The 17,879-nt window shown below is 71.7% G+C and carries 19 protein-coding genes and 1 tRNA gene; 4 read left to right on the top strand and 16 right to left on the bottom strand.

The window, feature by feature from the left end; genetic code table 11:
• Positions 1-40: 40 nt before the first annotated feature.
• The 8 genes from AC1RNL_RS01870 to AC1RNL_RS01905 all read right to left on the bottom strand — a co-directional run bounded on the left by AC1RNL_RS01870 (position 41) and on the right by AC1RNL_RS01905 (position 7,737).
• Positions 41-1,423 carry an FAD-dependent oxidoreductase gene (locus AC1RNL_RS01870; RefSeq protein ID WP_246993221.1) on the bottom strand — a complete coding sequence of 461 codons (1,383 nt, stop codon included), beginning with the start codon at positions 1,421-1,423 and terminating at the stop codon, positions 41-43.
• Positions 1,420-1,662 (bottom strand): (2Fe-2S)-binding protein, encoded by a 243-nt coding sequence (locus tag AC1RNL_RS01875; RefSeq protein WP_128189232.1) that lies wholly within the window; start codon positions 1,660-1,662, stop codon positions 1,420-1,422. The genes AC1RNL_RS01870 and AC1RNL_RS01875 overlap by 4 nt, the downstream gene beginning before the upstream one ends.
• On the bottom strand, positions 1,659-2,828 hold the full coding sequence (locus AC1RNL_RS01880; protein WP_246993219.1) for an NAD(P)/FAD-dependent oxidoreductase: 1,170 nt from the start codon (positions 2,826-2,828) through the stop codon (positions 1,659-1,661). The genes AC1RNL_RS01875 and AC1RNL_RS01880 overlap by 4 nt, the downstream gene beginning before the upstream one ends.
• A gap of 2 nt (positions 2,829-2,830) precedes the next feature.
• The gene (locus tag AC1RNL_RS01885; protein WP_128189230.1) at positions 2,831-3,541 is read right to left on the bottom strand and encodes an ABC transporter ATP-binding protein; all 711 of its coding nucleotides are present in this window, start codon (positions 3,539-3,541) and stop codon (positions 2,831-2,833) included.
• The gene (locus tag AC1RNL_RS01890) at positions 3,538-4,386 is read right to left on the bottom strand and encodes an ABC transporter ATP-binding protein (RefSeq protein WP_128189229.1); all 849 of its coding nucleotides are present in this window, start codon (positions 4,384-4,386) and stop codon (positions 3,538-3,540) included. The genes AC1RNL_RS01885 and AC1RNL_RS01890 overlap by 4 nt, the downstream gene beginning before the upstream one ends.
• Positions 4,383-5,585: a branched-chain amino acid ABC transporter permease gene (locus AC1RNL_RS01895; RefSeq protein ID WP_128189228.1), complete on the bottom strand. Its 1,203-nt coding sequence runs from the start codon at positions 5,583-5,585 to the stop codon at positions 4,383-4,385. The genes AC1RNL_RS01890 and AC1RNL_RS01895 overlap by 4 nt, the downstream gene beginning before the upstream one ends.
• 2 nt (positions 5,586-5,587) lie before the next feature.
• A complete protein-coding gene (locus AC1RNL_RS01900) occupies positions 5,588-6,478 on the bottom strand; it encodes a branched-chain amino acid ABC transporter permease (protein WP_205649622.1) in 891 nt (296 codons plus the stop codon).
• Between the two features lie 74 nt (positions 6,479-6,552).
• Positions 6,553-7,737 (bottom strand): branched-chain amino acid ABC transporter substrate-binding protein, encoded by a 1,185-nt coding sequence (locus AC1RNL_RS01905; RefSeq protein WP_246993217.1) that lies wholly within the window; start codon positions 7,735-7,737, stop codon positions 6,553-6,555.
• Positions 7,738-7,915: 178 nt separating this feature from the next.
• Between AC1RNL_RS01905 and AC1RNL_RS01910 the strand changes: the two genes are divergently transcribed.
• A complete protein-coding gene (locus tag AC1RNL_RS01910; RefSeq protein WP_246993215.1) occupies positions 7,916-8,842 on the top strand; it encodes an EamA family transporter in 927 nt (308 codons plus the stop codon).
• Between the two features lie 24 nt (positions 8,843-8,866).
• On the opposite strand, the gene AC1RNL_RS01915 is transcribed toward AC1RNL_RS01910, so the two are convergent.
• A complete protein-coding gene (locus tag AC1RNL_RS01915) occupies positions 8,867-9,562 on the bottom strand; it encodes a GntR family transcriptional regulator (protein ID WP_246993213.1) in 696 nt (231 codons plus the stop codon).
• An 80-nt stretch (positions 9,563-9,642) separates the two neighbouring features.
• Between AC1RNL_RS01915 and AC1RNL_RS01920 the strand changes: the two genes are divergently transcribed.
• Positions 9,643-10,158: a hypothetical protein gene (locus tag AC1RNL_RS01920; RefSeq protein WP_128189223.1), complete on the top strand. Its 516-nt coding sequence runs from the start codon at positions 9,643-9,645 to the stop codon at positions 10,156-10,158.
• Positions 10,159-10,162: 4 nt separating this feature from the next.
• Here the strand turns inward: AC1RNL_RS01920 and AC1RNL_RS01925 are convergent, their stop codons facing one another.
• Positions 10,163-10,759: an antibiotic biosynthesis monooxygenase gene (locus AC1RNL_RS01925; RefSeq protein WP_246993211.1), complete on the bottom strand. Its 597-nt coding sequence runs from the start codon at positions 10,757-10,759 to the stop codon at positions 10,163-10,165.
• A 60-nt stretch (positions 10,760-10,819) separates the two neighbouring features.
• On the opposite strand from AC1RNL_RS01925, the gene AC1RNL_RS01930 reads away from it, so the two are divergent.
• Entirely contained in the window at positions 10,820-11,188 is a 369-nt protein-coding gene (locus AC1RNL_RS01930; RefSeq protein ID WP_492934255.1) for a VOC family protein, read from the top strand.
• A 13-nt stretch (positions 11,189-11,201) separates the two neighbouring features.
• On the opposite strand, the gene AC1RNL_RS01935 is transcribed toward AC1RNL_RS01930, so the two are convergent.
• The 6 genes from AC1RNL_RS01935 to AC1RNL_RS01960 form a co-directional block, all read right to left on the bottom strand.
• Complete coding sequence (locus AC1RNL_RS01935; RefSeq protein WP_492934256.1) at positions 11,202-11,969, bottom strand: LmeA family phospholipid-binding protein; 768 nt, start codon at positions 11,967-11,969, stop codon at positions 11,202-11,204.
• A gap of 248 nt (positions 11,970-12,217) precedes the next feature.
• Positions 12,218-12,288 (bottom strand) — tRNA-Gly (locus tag AC1RNL_RS01940).
• A 201-nt stretch (positions 12,289-12,489) separates the two neighbouring features.
• On the bottom strand, positions 12,490-12,825 hold the full coding sequence (locus tag AC1RNL_RS01945) for a GNAT family N-acetyltransferase (protein ID WP_128189315.1): 336 nt from the start codon (positions 12,823-12,825) through the stop codon (positions 12,490-12,492).
• A gap of 42 nt (positions 12,826-12,867) precedes the next feature.
• Complete coding sequence (locus AC1RNL_RS01950) at positions 12,868-13,683, bottom strand: TerC family protein (RefSeq protein ID WP_128189316.1); 816 nt, start codon at positions 13,681-13,683, stop codon at positions 12,868-12,870.
• 89 nt (positions 13,684-13,772) lie between these two features.
• Complete coding sequence (locus tag AC1RNL_RS01955; protein WP_164877092.1) at positions 13,773-15,308, bottom strand: amidohydrolase family protein; 1,536 nt, start codon at positions 15,306-15,308, stop codon at positions 13,773-13,775.
• Positions 15,308-16,639, bottom strand: coding sequence for a cytosine permease (locus AC1RNL_RS01960; protein WP_128189317.1), 1,332 nt, complete (start codon positions 16,637-16,639; stop codon positions 15,308-15,310). Before AC1RNL_RS01960 ends, AC1RNL_RS01955 begins: the two co-directional genes overlap by 1 nt.
• A 175-nt stretch (positions 16,640-16,814) precedes the next feature.
• Here AC1RNL_RS01960 and AC1RNL_RS01965 point away from each other — a divergent pair, with 175 nt between their 5' ends.
• Positions 16,815-17,876 carry a PucR family transcriptional regulator gene (locus tag AC1RNL_RS01965; RefSeq protein WP_281440028.1) on the top strand — a complete coding sequence of 354 codons (1,062 nt, stop codon included), beginning with the start codon at positions 16,815-16,817 and terminating at the stop codon, positions 17,874-17,876.
• The last annotated feature ends 3 nt before the right edge of the window (positions 17,877-17,879 follow it).

Consider the following 17,879-nt stretch of genomic DNA (forward strand, 5'->3'; position numbering starts at 1 on the left):
GGGGCCGTAGTATGTAACATATTACATACCGCGGAGCCCGTCAACTCCCCGGCTCTGCGGCGGCGGCGAGCTCGCCGATGCGCATCGGCGCGAGCACGGGGCGGGCATCGAGCCCGAGCCGCTCGCCGCAGATCGCCTCGACGCTCAGGCCGCACGTGCGCCCCTGGCAGGCACCGAGACCCGCGCGTGTCGCGAGCCGCATCGCTCGCGACGCGCTGCCCGCGGCGCGGACGATCGTCGCGGTGTCGACCGACTCGCAGCGGCAGATCAGCGTGTCGTCCTCGAGCCACGTGCGCCAGCCGTCGCGGATGCCGTGGGCGTCCTCGAGCCTCCGCGCGAACGCATCCGTGCGCCGCCGAAGTCGGATCGCCCGATCGAGGGACCGGGAGCGGCCGCCCGCGGCCGCTCGTCCGGCGATCTCGCCCTCGACGAGCGCCGCGTCGGCGCCCCCGATGCCGGTGATCTCGCCCGCGGCGAAGATCCCGTCCGCGCTCGTGCGCTGCAGCGAGTCGACCAGCACGAAGCGCGGCTCCCCGGGCGGCGCCTCGCCGACGGCGCAGCCCGCCTGCAGCGCCGCGTCGATGCGGGGCACGAAGCCGTGGCCGAGCGCGACGGCATCGCACTCGACCTCGCGCTCGGTGCCCGGCAGCGGTCGCCAGTCGTGATCCAGGCGCGCGACCACCGCCGCCTCGACCCGACGTCCGCCCAGGATCCGCACGACGCCGTGGCCCGTGCGATACGGCGTGCGCCCGCGCAGGAGCGAAGCGGCGTACCCGCTCAGCTCGCCGAGCTTGCCGGTCGCCGAGACGAGCTCCCACGGCCGGGCGCCCCAGCCGCGCACGAGCGCGCGCACACGCGAGGCCTCGAGCACCTCGACCACCTCGCCACCCGCGAGCGCGATGGACTCCGCCACCGGGAGCAGGAAGGGCCCCGCGCCCGCCACGAGCGTGCGGTTCCCGACCGTCACGCCGTCGCGCTTCGCGAGCGACTGCGCCGCACCCGCAGTCGTGACGCCGGGCAGCGTCCACCCGGGGATGGGGAGGGCCCGGTCGTGCGCGCCCGTCGCGAGCACGATCGCGTCGGCCGCGACGTCGACGCGACGGCGACCGGGGGCATCCGCCATGCCGACGAGGGCATGCACGCGCATGGAGGCCGCGTCGACCCGCCACACCGCTGCGCGCTGCAGCAGGGAGGCGCTGCCCGACTCGAGGGCTCCTGCGATGACGCCGCGCAGCTCGACGAACCGCGACCAGCCGTGCTGGAGACGGGGATCGGTCAGCTGCTCGTGGTGGCGCCAGAACTGGCCGCCAAGACGCTCGCCCTCGTCGACGAGCGTGACGCGCGCACCCTCCTCGAGCGCGCCCCGAGCGGCCGCGAGGCCAGCGGGCCCTGCGCCCAGGATGAGCACGTGCCGCTGGCTCATCGCTCCTCCGGCAGCACGACGTCGCCGTCGCTCGCGGTGCGCAGGCAGGCGCGCACGCCCGACGCGCCGTTGACCGTCACGACGCAGTCGTGGCACACGCCGATGCCGCAGAACACGCCGCGCTCGGCGCCGGCGGCGGTGCGCCAGGACACGCGGCCGGCCGCGAGCAGGGCGCCCGCGATCGTCTGGCCCTGGCGCGCCTCGATCGGCTCCCCCGCGAACTCGAACGTCGCGCTCATGCCGCTGCTCCCATCAGGCTGGGCCTGCTCGGCAGGAACGGCGCGGCGTCGAGCGGGGCGGCGGCACCGAGCACATGGTGCGCGATCAGCGCAGCAGTGGCGGGCGCGAGGCCGATCCCCGCGCCTTCGTGACCGGCCGCGTGGAAGAGGCCCGCGACCCTGAGATCCGGGCCGATGACCGGCAGGTGGTCGCGCGCATAGGGGCGGAACCCCGAGTAGGTCCGCAGCAGCTGCACGTCGGCGAGGAACGGGAAGAGCCGGGTGGCCTTGGCGGCGATCTCGGCGAGCGCGGGCAGCGTGCCCGTCTCGTCGAAGCCGACGCGCTCCCGGCTCGAGCCGATGAGCACGGTGCCGGCGGGCGTCGACTCGACGACGGTCGAGGTCTGCAGCTCGGCCGCTCCCGATCCGACCGCGCCGACGTAGTCGGCGTCGTAGACCTTGTGGCGGATGCGCTGGGGCATCGGGGTCGTGACGAGGATCGTCCCGCGTCTCGGGCGGATGTCGATGGCCCCTCCGAGCCGAGCCGACACCTCGCCGGACCACGGGCCCGCGCACACGACCACCGCATCCGCGTCGATCGGCCCCGCGGTCGTCTCGACGCCGACGATGCGCTCGCCCTGCAGCCGCGCACCCGTCACCTCTGCCCGCACGAGTCGCGCGCCCCGGCGCAGCGCGGCTGCCGCCATGGACTGCGTCGCGAGCGACGGCTGCACCTGCGCGTCGTCGGGGTAGTGGACGCCCAGCGCAACCTCGGGTGCGAGATCCGGCTCCAGGTCTGCGAGCGCCGCGCGATCGACGGCATGCGCGCGGATGCCGATGGAGCGCTGGCCGTCGGCGAAGCGCTCGAGCGCCTCCGCGTTGCCGGGGAAGGCGACGACGATGCCGCCCTTGGCCTCGAACTCGGTCGCCGGGCCGTCGCCGCGCTCCGCGTCGAGCTGGGCCGCGAGCTCTCGCCACATCGCGTTGGAGGCGATCGCGAGCTCCGCCTCGGCCCGCAGTGACGCATCCGCGCTCTTGTCGCTCACGAGCACGTTGCCCTCGCAGCGGCTCGACGTCTCAGCGGCGACACCCGAGCGGTCAACGAGCAGCACCTCCGCGCCAGCCTGCGAGAGCCGCAGGGCGCACGCCGCGCCGATCACGCCGGCGCCGATCACGAGGACGCGCACGGTCAGGCGCCCAGGTACGCGTCCACGACGCGCGAATCCTTCGCGAGCTCCGCCGCCGCTCCCTGCAGCGTCACATGCCCCGTCTCGACGACGTAGGCGCGGTCGGCGATGCGGAGGGCGGCACGAGCGTTCTGCTCGACCAGCAGCACGGTCGTGCCCTGGCGGTTGACCGCGGAGATGATCTCCATCACCTGCTTCACGACCAGCGGCGCGAGTCCCATCGAGGGCTCATCGAGCAGCAGGAGCCGCGGTCCGGCGACGAGCGCCCGGCCGATGGCGAGCATCTGCTGCTCGCCGCCGGAGAGCGTCCCTCCCTGCTGCTTGCGCCGCTCGGCGAGCCTGGGCATGAGCGAGTAGGCGAGGTCGACGCGTTCCGCGATCGCCTTCTGGTCCTTGACCGTGTAGCCGCCCAGCAGCAGGTTGTCGTGCACCGTCATGGTCGAGAAGATCCGGCGGCCCTCGGGCACGTGGACCAGCCCGCGGGAGACGATGTCCCAGGGCTTGGCCGTGCCGAGGTCGATGCCGTCCCAGCGCACGACGCCGCTCTTGGGGCGCACGAGGCCCGAGAGGACGTTCATGGTGGTCGACTTGCCAGCGCCGTTGTTGCCGAGCAGGCAGACGATCTCGCCCTCCTCGACCTCGAAGGAGAGCTGCCGCAGCGCGTGCACGCGGCCGTAGTAGACGTCGGCCTCGGTGACCTCGAGCCAGCTCATGCTGGATCCTCCTCGTTGCCCTCGGCGTCCGGCTCGACGACGTCGACCATGTCGGTGAGCGTGGTGTCATCGACCGCTCCATCATCGTCGGCGCCGAGGTAGGCCTCGATGACGACGGGATCCGCCTTGATCTCGGCGGGCGTGCCGTCGGCGATCTCCTTGCCGTAGTTGAGGACGACGATGCGCTCGGCGAGCTCCATCACGAGCCCCATGTCGTGCTCGATGAGCACGATGCCGACACCGAGCTCGCGGATCTTGCGGATCAGCCGCATGAGGCCCTGCTTCTCGCCGTAGTTCAGTCCGGCCGCCGGCTCGTCGAGCAGGAGCAGCTTGGGGCTCGTGGCGAGCGCGCGGGCGATCTCGACGCGCCGCTGCTCCCCGTACGGGAGGTTCGTGACGTAGAGCTGCTCATCGCCCTCGAACCCGACGAAGTCGAGCCAGCCGCGCGCCTCGCGGGCGCACGCCTCCTCGGCTCGGCGGTAGCGCGGCGTGTGCAGGAGGTTGTCGAGGAAGCCCTCGCGCAGGTTGCCGTGCATGGCAGTCTTCACGTTGTCGAGGACCGTCATCTCCTTGAAGAGGCGGAGGTTCTGGAACGTGCGCGCCATGCCGCGGCGGGTGATCGTCGAGGGCAGCACCTTCATGATGGATCGGCCCTCGAAGTCGATCGAGCCGCTCGTCGGCCGATAGAAGCCGGAGATGCAGTTGAAGGCGCTCGTCTTGCCGGCGCCGTTGGGACCGATGACCGCGAGGATCTCGCCCTCCCGGACGTCGAACGAGAGCCCGTCGACGGCCTTGACGCCGCCGAAGCGGAGGTGGAGGTCGCGGACCTCGAGCAGCGCGGTCATCGCCTGACCTCCTTGTCGTCAGCGGGGTCGTCGGAAGACGGATCGTCCGGGCCGGCGTCGAGCGGTGCGGGACCGTTCACCGCCCGGTCGTCGATCGACTCGATCGGCGCGGTCGCGGGCCATGCCCTCGGCTTGTGGGCGCGCACCCAGGGCAGGACCGCGGTCGCGGGCCAGAGCCCCGACGGCCGGAAGATCATCACCACGACCAGCAGCACGCCGAAGATCAGGAAGCGCCACTCCGAGAACTCGCGCAGCAGCTCCGGCGCGAGCGAGACGAACAGCGCGCCGATGATCACGCCGGGCGTCGACCCCATGCCGCCGAGCACGACGGCCATAAGGATGAGCGCCGAGTAAAGGAAGTGGAAGGAGTTCGGGCTGATTGCCGTCAGGTGCGTCGCCATGAGCTGGCCTGCGAGGCCGGCCCAGACCGCACCGATGATGTAGGCCGAGATCTTCGTGACGTAGGTGTTGATGCCCATCGCCTCGGCGGCGTCCTCGTCGTCGCGGACCGCCTTCCAGGCCCGCCCCATGCGCCCGCGCGACAGGCGCCCGAGGCCGATGATGCCGACGGTCACCACGATGACGGCGACGAAGTAGTAGAAGATGATCGATCCGGAGAACTGCAGCCCGAAGAGGTCGAGCCCGTCCCGGAAGCTCCAGTCGCCGAACTCCCACGTGGGGATGCCGCTGATGCCCGAGGGGCCGCCGGTCACGTCGAGGTTGTTCGCCGTGATGCGGATGATCTCGCCGAAGCCGAGCGTCACGATCGCGAGGTAGTCGCTGCGCAGCCGCAGCGTCGGGCCGCCGATGATGATGCCGGCGACCACGCAGGCGAGGATCGTCGCGGGCACCGCCGCCCACATCGGCCAGCCGAGGGTCGTCGTGAGGATGCCGGAGACGTAGGCGCCGACCGCGAAGAACGCGATGTAGCCGAGGTCGAGGAGGCCGGCGTAGCCGACCACCACGTTGAGGCCCATGCAGAGCATGATGTAGATGAGCGCGCTCGTCGCGATCGAGATCGTGTACGCGCTCGCGTCGATGAAGGGCAGCGCGAGCAGCAGCACGACGCCGAGCAGGCCGAGGATCCGCATGAAGCCCTGCTGCGAGCGCGGGCCCGAGGCCGGCCTGCTGCGCTCGAAGAGCGGCGCCGGAGCGCGCAGCGGCGCGTGCTTGAGCGCCTGGTCCAGCTGCGTGGCCATGGTCACATCCTCTCCACGACGCGGTTGCCCAGCAGTCCGGTCGGCTTGAAGGTCAGGATCAGGATCAAGATGGCGAACGAGAAGACGTCTCGCCATTCGCCGCCGAGCCAGGCGGCGCCGAACGACTCGAGCAGCCCCAGGAGGAGGCCGCCGAGCATCGCGCCGTAGAGATTGCCGATGCCGCCGATGACGGCCGCCGTGAACGCCTTCAGGCCGATGACGAATCCCATGAGGAAGTCGATCGAGCCGTAGTAGGCGCCGGCCATGACGCCCGCGGCACCGGCGAGCGCGGAGCCGATGAAGAACACCGTGGCGATCACGCGGTTGACGTTGACGCCCATGAGGTGCGCGGCCTGGGGGTCGAGCGCGATCGCTCGCATCGCTCGACCCTCGCGAGTGCGCTCGACGATGTGGGCGAGCACGAACATCAGCACCGCAGCCACGATGACGAGCACGATCTGCGACATCGAGATGCGCATGCCGAGCGCGTCGAACGACTCCGAGCTGAGCCGCACGGGGAACGCGCGCGGGTTGGGGCCGAAGATCTGCCGGATGCCGTACTCGAGCGTGAAGGAGACGCCGATCGCGGTGATGAGCACCGCGAGCCGGGGGCTCTTGCGCAGGGGCCGGTAGGCCACTCGCTCGATGCCGACGCCGATGAGGCCCGTCACGACCATCGCGAGCAGCAGGATCGCGAGCAGCATCGGGATGGAGGCCGAGGCGGGGATGCCGCCGACCGAGCTCAGCACCAGGAAGCCCACGAAGGAGCCGAGCATGTAGATGTCGCCGTGGGCGAAGTTCAGCAGCTTGATGATGCCGTAGACCATCGAGTAGCCGAGTGCGACGAGAGAGTAGAACGAGCCGACGATGAGGCCGTTCCAGATGAGCTGCATCACGGTGGTGCGGCTCCTTCCGGGGTCGTCAGGGATGGTGGAGGGCGGAGCGCGAGCCCCGCCCTCCGCGGTCGTCAGCCCTGCAGGTCGTCCTCGAGCACGAACTCCCCGGTCTCCTCGTCGATCGAGACGATCACGAAGCCGCCGCTCTCACGCGTGTGGTTCTCGGTGAAGGTCAGCGGTCCGGCGAAAGTCTCGAAGCCGTCGAGGCCCTCGAGCGCCTCGACCACGGCCTCGAACTCCGTGCTGCCCGCATCCTCCATCGCCTGCGCGACGATCCGGACGGCGTCGTAGGCCTGCGTCGAGTACGGGCCCGGGCGCTCGCCCGCGAGCTCCTCGTAGTCGGCGATCCAGTCCTCGGCGCCCGTCAGCATGTCGGGCGTCTGCGTGAAGGTGCCCACGACGTTCTCGGTGTAGCCCTCGCCGGTGATCTCGGCGAAGCTGGCGTCGATCGAGCCGTCGGCCACCATGAAGACGCCCTCGTAGCCGGCGTCGGCAGCCTGACGGTTGATCAGGGCGCCCTCCTGGTAGTAGCCCGTCCAGTAGACGAAGTCTGGAGCAGTCTGCGCCAGCTGCGTCGCGACGGAGGCGTAGTCGTTCTCGCCCGGGGTGACGGTCGCCTCGAACGCGACCTCGACTCCCGCCTCGTTCGCCTGCTCGACGAATGCGCCGGCGAGGTCGGCCGAGTAGCTCGTCGCGTCGTCGATGACCGCGACGGTGGTCGCGCCCTCCTGCTGCGCGTACTGCACAGCAGCCTGCGCCTGCTGGGTACCGGTGCCGTTGATGAGGAAGACGCCGGGCAGGCCCGCGTCGGGCAGGTCGTTGGAGTTCGCCGCAGGGATCACCATCGGGATGCCGGCCTCGTCGAAGATCGGGAGCGTCGGCAGCGTGGCGCCCGAGCAGTAGCCGCCGACCGAGGCCACGATGCCCTGCGTCACGAGCTTGTTCGCGGCCGCGACGGAGGCAGTCGCGTCGCACGCGTCGTCCTCGACGACGAGCTCGAGCTGCTGCCCGAGGACGCCGCCTGCCTCGTTGATCTCGTCGATCGCGAGCTGCGCGCCGTTCTGCATGTACTCCCCGAAGGCGGACTCGCTGCCCGAGAAGGGCGCGAGCATGCCGAGGGTGATGGGGCCCTCTGCGCCCTCCGAGGCGCCGGCGCCCCCGGCGAGGCCGCCGGAGCAGCCGGCCGTGACCGCGACGGCGCCCGCGGCCAGCAGAGCGGTGATCAGGCGCGCGGGGCGCGGGGAGAATGCAGACATGGGGCTCCTCAGGATGCTTCGTTGCAATGCCTTGCGGCGGTGTGTGACATATTACATACGTGTGGCGCCCTCGGAAGACCGCGAGACCAAATCGTGACCTCCCGGCTCAGCGGGCCTCCGCATCCGGCTCTCGCCGTCGCGCCGACGCGTGCGCCCACCATCGCTATCGTCGACACCGATGAGACGCTCGTCAGCCGCCTGGATCGCCCCGCTGATCGGCGTCGTGCTCGTCCTCGCATCGATCAGCTCGGTGCAGCTCGGCGCCGCGATCGGCAAGTCGATCTTCGATGAGATCTCCCCCGCCGGCCTGACCTTCGTGCGACTGCTCCTGGCCGCGGCGGTGATGCTCGCCGTGGCGCGACCACGACCGGGGGGATGGGCGCGCTCGACGGTGCTGGACGTCGTGGCGTTCGGCGCGGTGCTCGGCACCATGAACCTCCTCTACTACGCATCGCTGGAGCGGATCCCGCTGTCGGTGGCGGTGACGCTGGAGCTCGTCGGCCCGCTCGCCGTCGCGCTCCTGCACTCGCGCCGGATCGCCGACGTCGCGTGGGTCCTGTGCGCGGCGGCGGGCGTGGCGATCATCGCCGCGCAGGGCTTCGAGGGGAGCCTCGACATCGTGGGCTGCGTGCTCGCGCTCCTCGCGGGCGCCTGCTGGGGCGGCTACATCCTGCTGTCGCAGCGCGTGGGCGCGAAGGTGCCGGGTCTCAGCGGGCTCTCCGCCGCCATGCTGGTCGGCGCGCTCGTGGCGCTGCCGTTCGGCGCACCGGCCGCGGTGGCGGCGGTCGCCGCATCGCCCGCCGTGCTCGGTCCGGCAGCGCTCGTCGCACTGCTGTCGAGCGTGCTCGCCTACGGGCTCGAGCTGCTGGCGCTGCGGCGCATCAGCGCGCACGCGTTCGGCGTGTTCATGGCCCTCGAGCCCGCCAGCGCGGCGCTCTTCGGGTTCCTGCTCCTGTCGGAGCACGTCGGAGCCCTCGACGCGATCGCGATCGCGCTGGTCGCGATCGCCTCCGCCGGCGTCGCGATCACGGCGACGCGAGCGCGTGCGCCGCGAGCCGTCACAGGGCCGGTCGACCTGCCAGACGGGATGCCGCCCATCCCGTGAGGCGGGCGTGCGACGCGAGAGGGCTCAGCCGGCGCCGTGCTCGAGATTGCCGCTCCAGATGCCAGGCACATGCCCGATGTGCCGCCGCATCAGGGCCTCGGCTGCCTCGCCGTCTCCGCGCACGAGCAGCGCGAGCAGCTCGTGGTGCTCTGCCGCGGACTCGGCCAGCAGTCGTGACTCCGACAGCGCAGCGAGGCCGCCGAGCCGAGTCTGCTGACGGAGGTCGCGCACGATCCGCGTGAGGTGGTCGTTGCCGACGAGGTCGATGAGCAGCAGGTGGAAGCGCGTGTCCGCGGAGAGGTAGTCCTGCAGACGGCCCTCCTGGCCGGACGCGACGATCTCGTCGGCGAGCGACTGCAGCTCAGCGCGAGCGCTCTCCGGCAGGTGTCCGGCGAGCTCGCGCATCGGGGGGCACTCGAGGAGCTGTCGTACCTCGGCGAGCTGTCGGAGCTCGTGGAGCGAGACATCGGTGACGCGGAACCCCTTGTTGCGCAGAGGCTCGAGGAATCCTCTCCGCTGGAGCGTGAGCAGTGCCTCGCGCACGGGCGTCGCACTGACGCCATACTGCGCTGCGAGGGTCGGCGCCGTCAGGACGGTGCCCGGCTCGAGCATGCCGGCGATGATCTGGGAGGCGAGCGACTCCTCGACCTGCTCGCGCAGGCTCGTCCCCGGCTGGAGGCGCGAAGCCCCCGCGAGAGCTGCGCCGACGTGCTGCGTCATACATCACAGGGTATGCGACACGGGCCGGATCCTCGCGCACGCGGCGGGCCGATCACCTGGCGCGGTGGGAGCATGGAGCCGTGGCTGGACACGACGAGGACGCCCGGCGGTGGGCGCCGCCGGGGCATCCGGCCGCGCGCGGCGCCGGCGGCGGGGGCGCGCCCGAGCAGCCCGGCACCTCGGCGGCGGCCCCGTGGACCCGCGGAGCCCGGCCGACCCGGCGGCCGGACGACGCATCCGCCACCTCCTCCGTGCCCGTGCCGGCGCCGCCGTGGGACGCGCCGCCCGAGCAGGGCGCGTCCGGCGAGCGCGAGCCGCGCATGTGGCCGATCGCGGCCGGCATCGCCGGGCTCGCGGTGCTCGCGTCCATCCCGCACTGGGTCGCGCCGACGATCGCGCTCATGGTCTCGCTCGTCGGCATCCCTATCGCGTGGGGGTTCCGGCGCATCTCGCACGGGCGGCGGCGCGTGCAGTACGTCGTCGTGGTGCTGACGCTGCTGCTGACCGCCGCGCTCGCGGTCATCGCGCCGCTCCTCTGGCTCGAGCTCGGCGTGCTCGCGCCGCTGACCGTGCCGGACGTGCCCGCCCCGGAGTGAGCCGCTAGCTGCCGGGCCGCGCCCGCGGGTGCAGCCAGGGCGCCGCGAGCCGCGTGATGAACGGCAGGATGAGCCCGACCATGATCGGCGTCAGGATCACGGTCGAGATCAGCAGCCGCAGCGGCAGCGCGAGCTCGGCGAAGCCGGGGATGAGCCCGAGCAGGAACGTGACGAGCACGTTCATGGGGAAGAACGCGAGCCAGACGACGATCATCTGCTTCCACACGGGCGGTGCGGGCGTCGACTGCCGGATCTCGACGCGGGCGTCGTCCTGCAGCACCACGCCCTCCGGCGCGTCGAACCACCCCTCGATGCCGGTGCGGCGCTCGACGCGCGACTCGCGGGCGAAGCTCGCGCCCGCCGAGATCCATTGCGCGCGCTCGACGCTGCGCTCCCACGCCTCGAGCGTCGCCCGGTCGGCGAACCGGTAGATCATGTGCCAGCGCACGCTGCCGGGCTCCTCGCGCACCCAGCCGGCGCCGAGGAAGCCCGGGAAGAGCGTCGCGAGCGCGACACCGTGCTGCACCCACGCCTGCGCGTAGCGCTCCATGCTCGGGTCGACGGTGCGCTCGATGGCGACGGTGATCGGCGACTGCTCCATGCCTCAACCGTGGCAGATGGGAGGTTTCGCCCGCATGTCGCGCGGGGCTAGCGTTCCGGCATGGACAGCGTGGGCGAGGGGTTCGACGAGCTGCTGGCGATCGCGTGCGTGCGCGACCGGGCGGCGGGCATGCGCTGGTACGAGACGCTCCTCGGGCGCCCCTCCGACGCGATGGCGGGCGAGGAGGCGCTGTGGCGGATCGGGGCGGATGCGTGGCTCGTCGTCGACGAGCGGCCGGCGCGGGCGGGCGCGTGCACGGTCACGATCGCGGTGCGCGGGCTCGACGCCATGCTCGAGCGGCTCGCCGCCGCCGGCGTGCGGCCCGAGCACGCGGAACGGTACGCCAACGGCGTGCACCACGTGACGCTCGTCGACCCGGACGGCAACAGCGTCTCGCTCGCGGAGGCGCCCGCGGGCTTCGCGCTCTGACGGGCCTTCGCGGTCAGCAGGTGCCGTTCGCCTGCAGCTCGGGATCGTCGATGATGCCGCCGTCGATGGCGAAGCCGGCCACGACCTCGTCGCCGACCACCTCGACCGACTGCAGGGTGAGGGCGGCGGGCACCGAGGAGGCGATGCAGACGCTTCGGTCCTGCAGCAGCGGCTCGAGCAGGCCGCCGAACTGCTGGCGCAGCTGGACGGCGGTGACGGTGGCGTCGGCGATGCTGCCCGAGACGGGCGAGAGCACCAGGTCGCCCTCGGCGGCGCCCGGCTCGAGCACGATGCCGAGCGGGATGGCCGCGCCGAGCACGTCGACCTCGGTCGACGCCGTCACGTTCGGCTCGTCGAGCTCGATCGTCTCGGCCGGGAAGCCGTCGATCGTCGACAGCAGGGCGCGCAGCTGCTCGGTCGTCATCCGCACGTCGGCGGTGCCGCCGGCCGCGGCGCGGTCGGCGCGGATCGGGACGTCCTGCAGCTCGGCGGCGACATCGCCGCTGAACGAGCCCACGGTGACGTCCTCGGAGGCGAGCCGCACCTCGGCGAGCGAGCCGGCGACGAGCTGCGGCAGCAGGATGCCGTCGACCTCGACGTCGACCGGGTGATCGGCGGGCAGCTGCAGCTGCTCGACGACGGTGGAGCGGATGACGCCGGGCACCATCTGCCGCGCGACGAGCTCGGCGACGACGAGGAGCGCCGCGATGACCACGAGGATCGCGGCGACGATGAAGAACGCGCGGCCGGGGCTGCGGCGGGGCTTCGCGGTGGCGGTCATCGGCGGGCTCCGTCGGGCGTCGGGGTCGTCTGGCGGTGCTTCGGGTTCACAGGTCGAGGGTAGATCGAGTGCCGCATCGGTGCCTGAACGGCGAAGACCCCGCCTCAGGCGGGGTCTCGTGGAGCGGATGACGGGCGCGGAGGCCCGGTGGGGCTCCGCGTGGTCCGACCAGCGCGGCCGCAGGCCGCTCGACCGTTCGATTCCCGGCAGGAGCGACGAAGGACCCCGCCTGCGGCGGGGTCCTGAGGAGCGGATGACGGGAATCGAACCCGCGCTATCAGCTTGGGAAGCTGAAGTTCTGCCATTGAACTACATCCGCGCGGCCGGGTGACCGGCTCGGGTCCATGGTACGGCACGGCGCTGGGAGGCGGGGTGGTCTCGACTCGCGCGGCTCCGCCGCGCGGCTCGACCAGCGGAGGGAGCGCTGGGGAGGCGGGGTGGTCTCGACTCGCGCGGCTGCGCCGCGCGGCTCGACCAGCGGAGGGAGCTGCGCCGCGCGGCTCGACCAGCGGAGGGAGCGCTACGCCGTGGGCGGGGAGGGCACGTAGGGGTGCGCCACGAGCGACTGGTGCTCGGGGTGCTTGCCCAGCCAGCCCTGTACGAACGTGCACTGCGGCACGATCTTGCGGCCCGCATCCGTCGCGTCCTGCATCGCGAAGCGCGCGAGCGCGCTGCCCACGCCGTGGCCGCCGAACGCGTCGCCGACGACCGTGTGCTGCAGCACGCGGTTGCCGTCGGCGTCATCGACGTACGAGAGCACGCCGGCGAGCCGGTCGCCGATGTGGGCCTCGTAGCGGGAGCGGTCGGAGTCGTCGCCGACCACCACGTGGACGTCGTGCGATGCGGGCTCGGTCATGCGACCCATCCAACCCCGGCGGCCCCGCCGCCGACAAGGGCGTCAGCGCGACTCGGCGGCGGGCGCCTCGGGAGCGGCGGTCCCGTCGGCCTGCTCGTGCAGCGTGTCGTGCAGGTGCACGGGCTCGACCTGCTTGCCCTTGCGCTTCGCGCGGCGCGACGCCGCCCAGAGGTTGAGCCCCTCGACGAGCACCGCGAACGCCATCGGGCCGTAGATGAGGGCCTTGTCGATGTGGATGCCGAAGCCGTCGGCGATGAGGAAGACGCCGATGAGCAGCAGGAACGACAGCGCGAGCATCTTCACCGTCGGGTGGCGGTTCACGAACTCGAAGATGTACTTCGCCGAGAACAGCAGGATGCCGAACGACAGCAGCACCGCGGTGATGATGACGAGCATGTTGCTCGTCATGCCGACGGCGGTGATGACCGAGTCGAGCGAGAAGACGAGGTCCATGAGCAGGATCTGCGCGAGCACCGCGCCGAAGGTGGCCTTCACCGCGGAGGAGGCGTGCTCCTCCTCGCCCTCGAGCTTCAGGTGGATCTCGTGGACCGCCTTGTAGAGCAGGAACGCGCCGCCGGCGATGAGGATCAGCTCGCGGCCGGAGAAGCCCATGCCGAAGAGCGTGAAGAGGTCGTCGTTGAGGGTGATGATCCAGCCGGCGAGCAGCACGAGTCCCACGCGCATGACCATCGCGAGCGTGAGGCCGAGGTTGCGCGCCCGCGCCTGCTGCTCCTTCGGCAGCTTCGAGGCGAGGATCGAGATGAAGATCACGTTGTCGACGCCGAGGACGATCTCGAGCACGAACAGGGTGAGGAAGACCGCGATGAGGTCGGGCGTGAATTCGAGCGAGAAGTCCATAGTGGTTCCAAGCCTAGGCATCCGAGGTGTCCAGAACCTCACAGCCGCGATGCGCGGCGACCGGACGGACGCCGCGCATCGCGGTGGTGTCAGTGAGCGAGCGCCCCCGCCAGCCAGGACCGCTCATCTCCCGTCCAGCGGTTCACCCCGACGTCGCGCCGCGCCGTCTCGGCGTGCATCCGGGCGAACGCGGGCACGAAGACGCGGTTGATCCGGTCGAGCCGGTCCTGCTCCTCCCGGATGCGGTCGGCCACCGCGAGGAACTCGGCGATCACCGCATCCTCGTCGATGAGGGTCAGGCGTCCGTGCTCGACCGTGACGACGCCGTCGACCATGACGCGCACGATCGACGACCCGTTCTCGCTGTAGACGAGGTGGTTCTCGAGCGTGTTCCTGGGCAGGAACGCGAGCGTGCTGGTGTCGAACATCGTGAGGTCGGCTCGCTTGCCGACCTCGAGCGACCCGACGGCGTGGTCGAGCACCGCAGAGCGGGCTCCGCCGATCGTCGCTGCCGTGAGCACCTCGTCGACCGTCGGCCAGGCATCGAAGTCGGGCTCCGTCACCTTGTGCAGCAGCGCGGCCATCTTCATGACCTCCATGAGCCGCGGGGTGTCGCTCGACGAGCAGCCGTCCGTGCCCAGGCCGAGGTTGACCCCGTGGCGGTGGTAGTCGCGCCACGGCAGGATGCCCGAGCCGAGCTTGAGGTTCGAGATCGCGTTGTGCGAGACCGAGACGTGCTTCGCCGCAATGCGCGCGATGTCCTCGTCGTCCACCCAGATGCCGTGCGCGAACGTGGTGTTGCGCGACAGCGCACCGATCTCGTCGAGGTGCTGCACGAGCGAGCGGCCGTAGAGCTCCGTCCCCGTGACCGCCTGCGTCTTCGTCTCGAGCACGTGGATGTGCATCTCGGCGTCGAACTCCTGGGCGAGCGCGTTGGCGCCCACGAGCAGGTCGTCGGTGCAGCGCTGCGGACCGGAGGGCGCCACCATGTAGCGCAGGCGGCCGTCGGCCCGACCGTGGTGCGCCGCGAACGCCTGCCTCGAGAAGTCGAGGTACTCGGAGGCGGTCAGCACCTGCTGCGCCCGCACCTGCCGCACGACCTCCTCCGGCAGCCAGCCGACGACGAACGGCAGCGTGTCGACGAACGGACGGTTGATGATGTGGCCCGAGACGTTGGCGCGGATGCCGATCGCCTCGTACGCGTCGACGACCGCCGCGAGCTGGGCCGCATCCTGGCCGGGCGTCTCGAGCACGTCGTCGACGAGGGTCGTCACGCCGTTCTTCATCGACTCCATCGCGAACATCAGGGTGCGCAGCCGGATGACGTCGGGCGTCAGCGGCGAGCCGCCGAGGATCGGGTACGACAGCAGCATCCACAGCTCGAGGGGCAGGTTGTCGTAGCGGCCCTTGTAGAGGTACTCCCACGAGTGGGTGTGCGCGTTCACGAAGCCGGGCGAGATCAGCAGCCCCGACGCATCGATCACCTCGTCGCCCGGCTGCGCCTCAAGGGCGGGCGCCATCGCGACGATCGTGCCGTCGGCGATCCGGATGTCGCGACGCACCGCGCGCGACCCGGTCGACGCATCCATCGTGACGACGTCGCCGCCGCGGATGAGGGTGCCCATCAGGCGGCCGCTCCGGTCGCGACGGGCTTGCGGACCGCGCGGGCGATCGCGCTGGCGACGGGCACGGCGAGGATGGCCACGATGATGCCCTGCAGGGCAGGACTGCCGATGCCGGTGAACGATCCGAAGAACGCCGCGGCGGTGCCGGCGAGGTAGGCGGCGATGCCGGCCCACTGGAACGCGGGCACCGTGCCGAGGTGCGTGCCGGGATCCCGCAGCCGCCACGTGAACAGGAACGTGCCGATCACGGCGCCGCCGAGCGGCGGGATCACGGTGCCGAGCAGCACGAGGAAGCCGGTCATCGCATCCGCCGCGTTCGTGACCGCGAGCGCGATGCCGATCACGACCCCGCCGATGATGAACGGGCGCTTGTTCGCGACGCCGAAGAGCTCGGCGCCCGCGACGCCGAAGGCGTAGGCGGCGTTGTCGTTCGTCGTCCAGAGGTTGAAGACCAGCATGAACACCGCGAGCAGTGCCAGCCCGAGCCCGAGCAGCAGGTTGGTGAAGTCGGGCTCCGCGAACGCGATCGCGCCGATCCCGCCGAAGAACAGCAGGGCGAACTCGATCACCACGACGACGCCGAGGCAGGTGAGGAACGCGGTTCCCGCCTTCTTCGAGAAGCGGGTCCAGTTGCCGATCTGCGTGCCGCCCGAGATGAAGGTCCCGATCATCATGGTGAGCGCCATCCCGGGCGCGATGGAGGCATCACCCTCGGTGGCCCACAGGTTGGCCCAGCCGCCGACCTCGCCGACCGAGAGCCCCATCACCCAGAAGCAGAGTCCGAGCATGAGCGGCACTGACACCCACGAGAGGATCTCGATGCCCTTGAAGCCCCAATAGGCCGTCGTCGCCATCAGCAGGCCGCCGAAGATGGCCAGCGGCCACGTGACGTCCCAGCCGAGCGCGGTCGCGAGCAGGTTCGCGAAGATGCCGACCGTGATGCCGTACCAGCCGATCTGCGTGCCGCCGAGCACGATCGACGCCCACTTGCCGCCGACGCGGCCCAGGACGAGGCGGGCGAGCAGCACGGTCGAGAGGCCGGTGCGGGCGCTCACGGCACCGAGCGTGGCCACGTAGAGCGCGAGCACGATCGAGGCGACGATCGCGATGCCGACGAAGCCGGCGAAGCCGAAGGCACCCGCGACGGCGCCGCCGGTGACCATGGTCGGAGTGAAGAAGAGGAATCCTGCGACGACGACGAGCACGCCGAACCAGCCCTGGCGGGCGGAGAGCGGCACGCGCGTCAACGGGTAGTCGGTGTCGATGCGCACGGGCTGCGCGTCGTCGGGCTCGGGGACGATCGCCTCGGGCCTGCTGGCGGTGGTGGTCATGGGGTGCTCCTTCCGGGAGTGCACCCATCGCACCGCCCGCAGGTCACGATCGTGTTTCGGCGGCGCGAAGTGTGGTGCACCGGACGCCGTCAGGGGCGACGGGGTGGAGGAGGCTCCACCGGGCTGCAACGGCCCGGAAACGTTCGTGACACGGTCGAGCAATAGCGTCGCCGACATGCACGCCCCAGCCACCGCATCCGCTCGCATCGCGGTCGCGGACGCGCTCGCCTGGGGCGGCATCGACCTGCGGCTCATCGGCAGCCCGGTGGGGCTCGACCGCGGCATCCGCTGGGCGATCACGACCGAGCTGCTCGACCCGAGCCCCTACCTGCAGGGCGGCGAGCTCGTGCTCACCACGGGGATGTCGCTGCGCACGCCCCGCGACTGCGCGGCATTCGTCGCCGCGATCGCACCGACCGGCCCCGCGGCGGTGGGATTCGCGATCGGCGCGGGCGCCGACGCCGTGCCCGATGCGCTGGTCGCGGCGGCGAACCGGGCCGGCCTGGCGGTGCTCGTCGTGCCGCCCTCGGTCGCGTTCGTGTCGATCACCGAGCGGATCGCGGCCGAGCGAGCGCGCTTCGACGCCCGGGTGAGCGAGCAGCACTCCGTCGGCGCGCTGATCGACGCCGTCCGCCGCGGGCTCGCGAGCGCCGCGGTGCTCCTACCGCTGCTCGAGGCCGTGGGCGGGGAGGAGTGGTCGGTCATCGCGAGCCGTTCGGAGGTCGTGCCCGATCGCGGCGCGACGCTCGTCGGCACGGTGGGCGATCTCACGATCGCGATCCTGCGGCCCTACGACCTCGAGCAGGCGCTCGCATCGGCCGGCGGAGCGGCGGGCTGGAGCGGCCCAGCCGATGTGCGCGGGCTCGTCGGCGCGATCCGCGAGGCGATCGTGGCGCACCGGCTCGGCCTGCGCAGCGGCGCGGTGACCGGCCCCCGCGAGCTCGCATCGTGGGAGGGGCTGCTGCAGCGCCTCACCGACGAGCAGCTCGGGCCCTTCCGCTCGCACGTGCTGGCGCCGCTCGAGGCCTACGACCAGCGGCACCACGCGCGGCTCATCGAGACGATCGAGGCGTTCGTCGCCCATGACGCATCGGTGCAGGAGGCCGCCGCCGCACTGTTCGTCCACGCGAACACCGTGCGCAAGCGGCTCGCGCGTGTGCACGCCGTGGCCGGCCTCGACGCCCTCGTCGCGGCCGATCGCATCGCGCTCGCGGTCGCGCTCGCGAGCAGGCGGTGAACC

The sequence above is a fragment of the Agrococcus sp. GW821-FHT14H11 genome (genome assembly GCF_058803545.1).

Excerpts from the sequence above, each read along its gene's own strand:
- AC1RNL_RS01870 (WP_246993221.1), bottom strand. The coding sequence starts at position 1,423 with ATGAGCCAGCGGCACGTGCTCATCCTGGGCGCAGGGCCCGCTGGCCTC.
- AC1RNL_RS01875 (WP_128189232.1), bottom strand. The coding sequence starts at position 1,662 with ATGAGCGCGACGTTCGAGTTCGCGGGGGAGCCGATCGAGGCGCGCCAG.
- AC1RNL_RS01885 (WP_128189230.1), bottom strand. The coding sequence starts at position 3,541 with ATGAGCTGGCTCGAGGTCACCGAGGCCGACGTCTACTACGGCCGCGTG.
- AC1RNL_RS01890 (WP_128189229.1), bottom strand. The coding sequence starts at position 4,386 with ATGACCGCGCTGCTCGAGGTCCGCGACCTCCACCTCCGCTTCGGCGGC.
- AC1RNL_RS01895 (WP_128189228.1), bottom strand. The coding sequence starts at position 5,585 with ATGGCCACGCAGCTGGACCAGGCGCTCAAGCACGCGCCGCTGCGCGCT.
- AC1RNL_RS01900 (WP_205649622.1), bottom strand. The coding sequence starts at position 6,478 with ATGCAGCTCATCTGGAACGGCCTCATCGTCGGCTCGTTCTACTCTCTC.
- AC1RNL_RS01905 (WP_246993217.1), bottom strand. The coding sequence starts at position 7,737 with ATGTCTGCATTCTCCCCGCGCCCCGCGCGCCTGATCACCGCTCTGCTG.
- AC1RNL_RS01910 (WP_246993215.1), top strand. The coding sequence starts at position 7,916 with ATGAGACGCTCGTCAGCCGCCTGGATCGCCCCGCTGATCGGCGTCGTG.
- AC1RNL_RS01915 (WP_246993213.1), bottom strand. The coding sequence starts at position 9,562 with ATGACGCAGCACGTCGGCGCAGCTCTCGCGGGGGCTTCGCGCCTCCAG.
- AC1RNL_RS01925 (WP_246993211.1), bottom strand. The coding sequence starts at position 10,759 with ATGGAGCAGTCGCCGATCACCGTCGCCATCGAGCGCACCGTCGACCCG.
- AC1RNL_RS01930 (WP_492934255.1), top strand. The coding sequence starts at position 10,820 with ATGGACAGCGTGGGCGAGGGGTTCGACGAGCTGCTGGCGATCGCGTGC.
- AC1RNL_RS01935 (WP_492934256.1), bottom strand. The coding sequence starts at position 11,969 with ATGACCGCCACCGCGAAGCCCCGCCGCAGCCCCGGCCGCGCGTTCTTC.
- AC1RNL_RS01945 (WP_128189315.1), bottom strand. The coding sequence starts at position 12,825 with ATGACCGAGCCCGCATCGCACGACGTCCACGTGGTGGTCGGCGACGAC.
- AC1RNL_RS01950 (WP_128189316.1), bottom strand. The coding sequence starts at position 13,683 with ATGGACTTCTCGCTCGAATTCACGCCCGACCTCATCGCGGTCTTCCTC.
- AC1RNL_RS01955 (WP_164877092.1), bottom strand. The coding sequence starts at position 15,308 with ATGGGCACCCTCATCCGCGGCGGCGACGTCGTCACGATGGATGCGTCG.
- AC1RNL_RS01960 (WP_128189317.1), bottom strand. The coding sequence starts at position 16,639 with ATGACCACCACCGCCAGCAGGCCCGAGGCGATCGTCCCCGAGCCCGAC.
- AC1RNL_RS01965 (WP_281440028.1), top strand. The coding sequence starts at position 16,815 with ATGCACGCCCCAGCCACCGCATCCGCTCGCATCGCGGTCGCGGACGCG.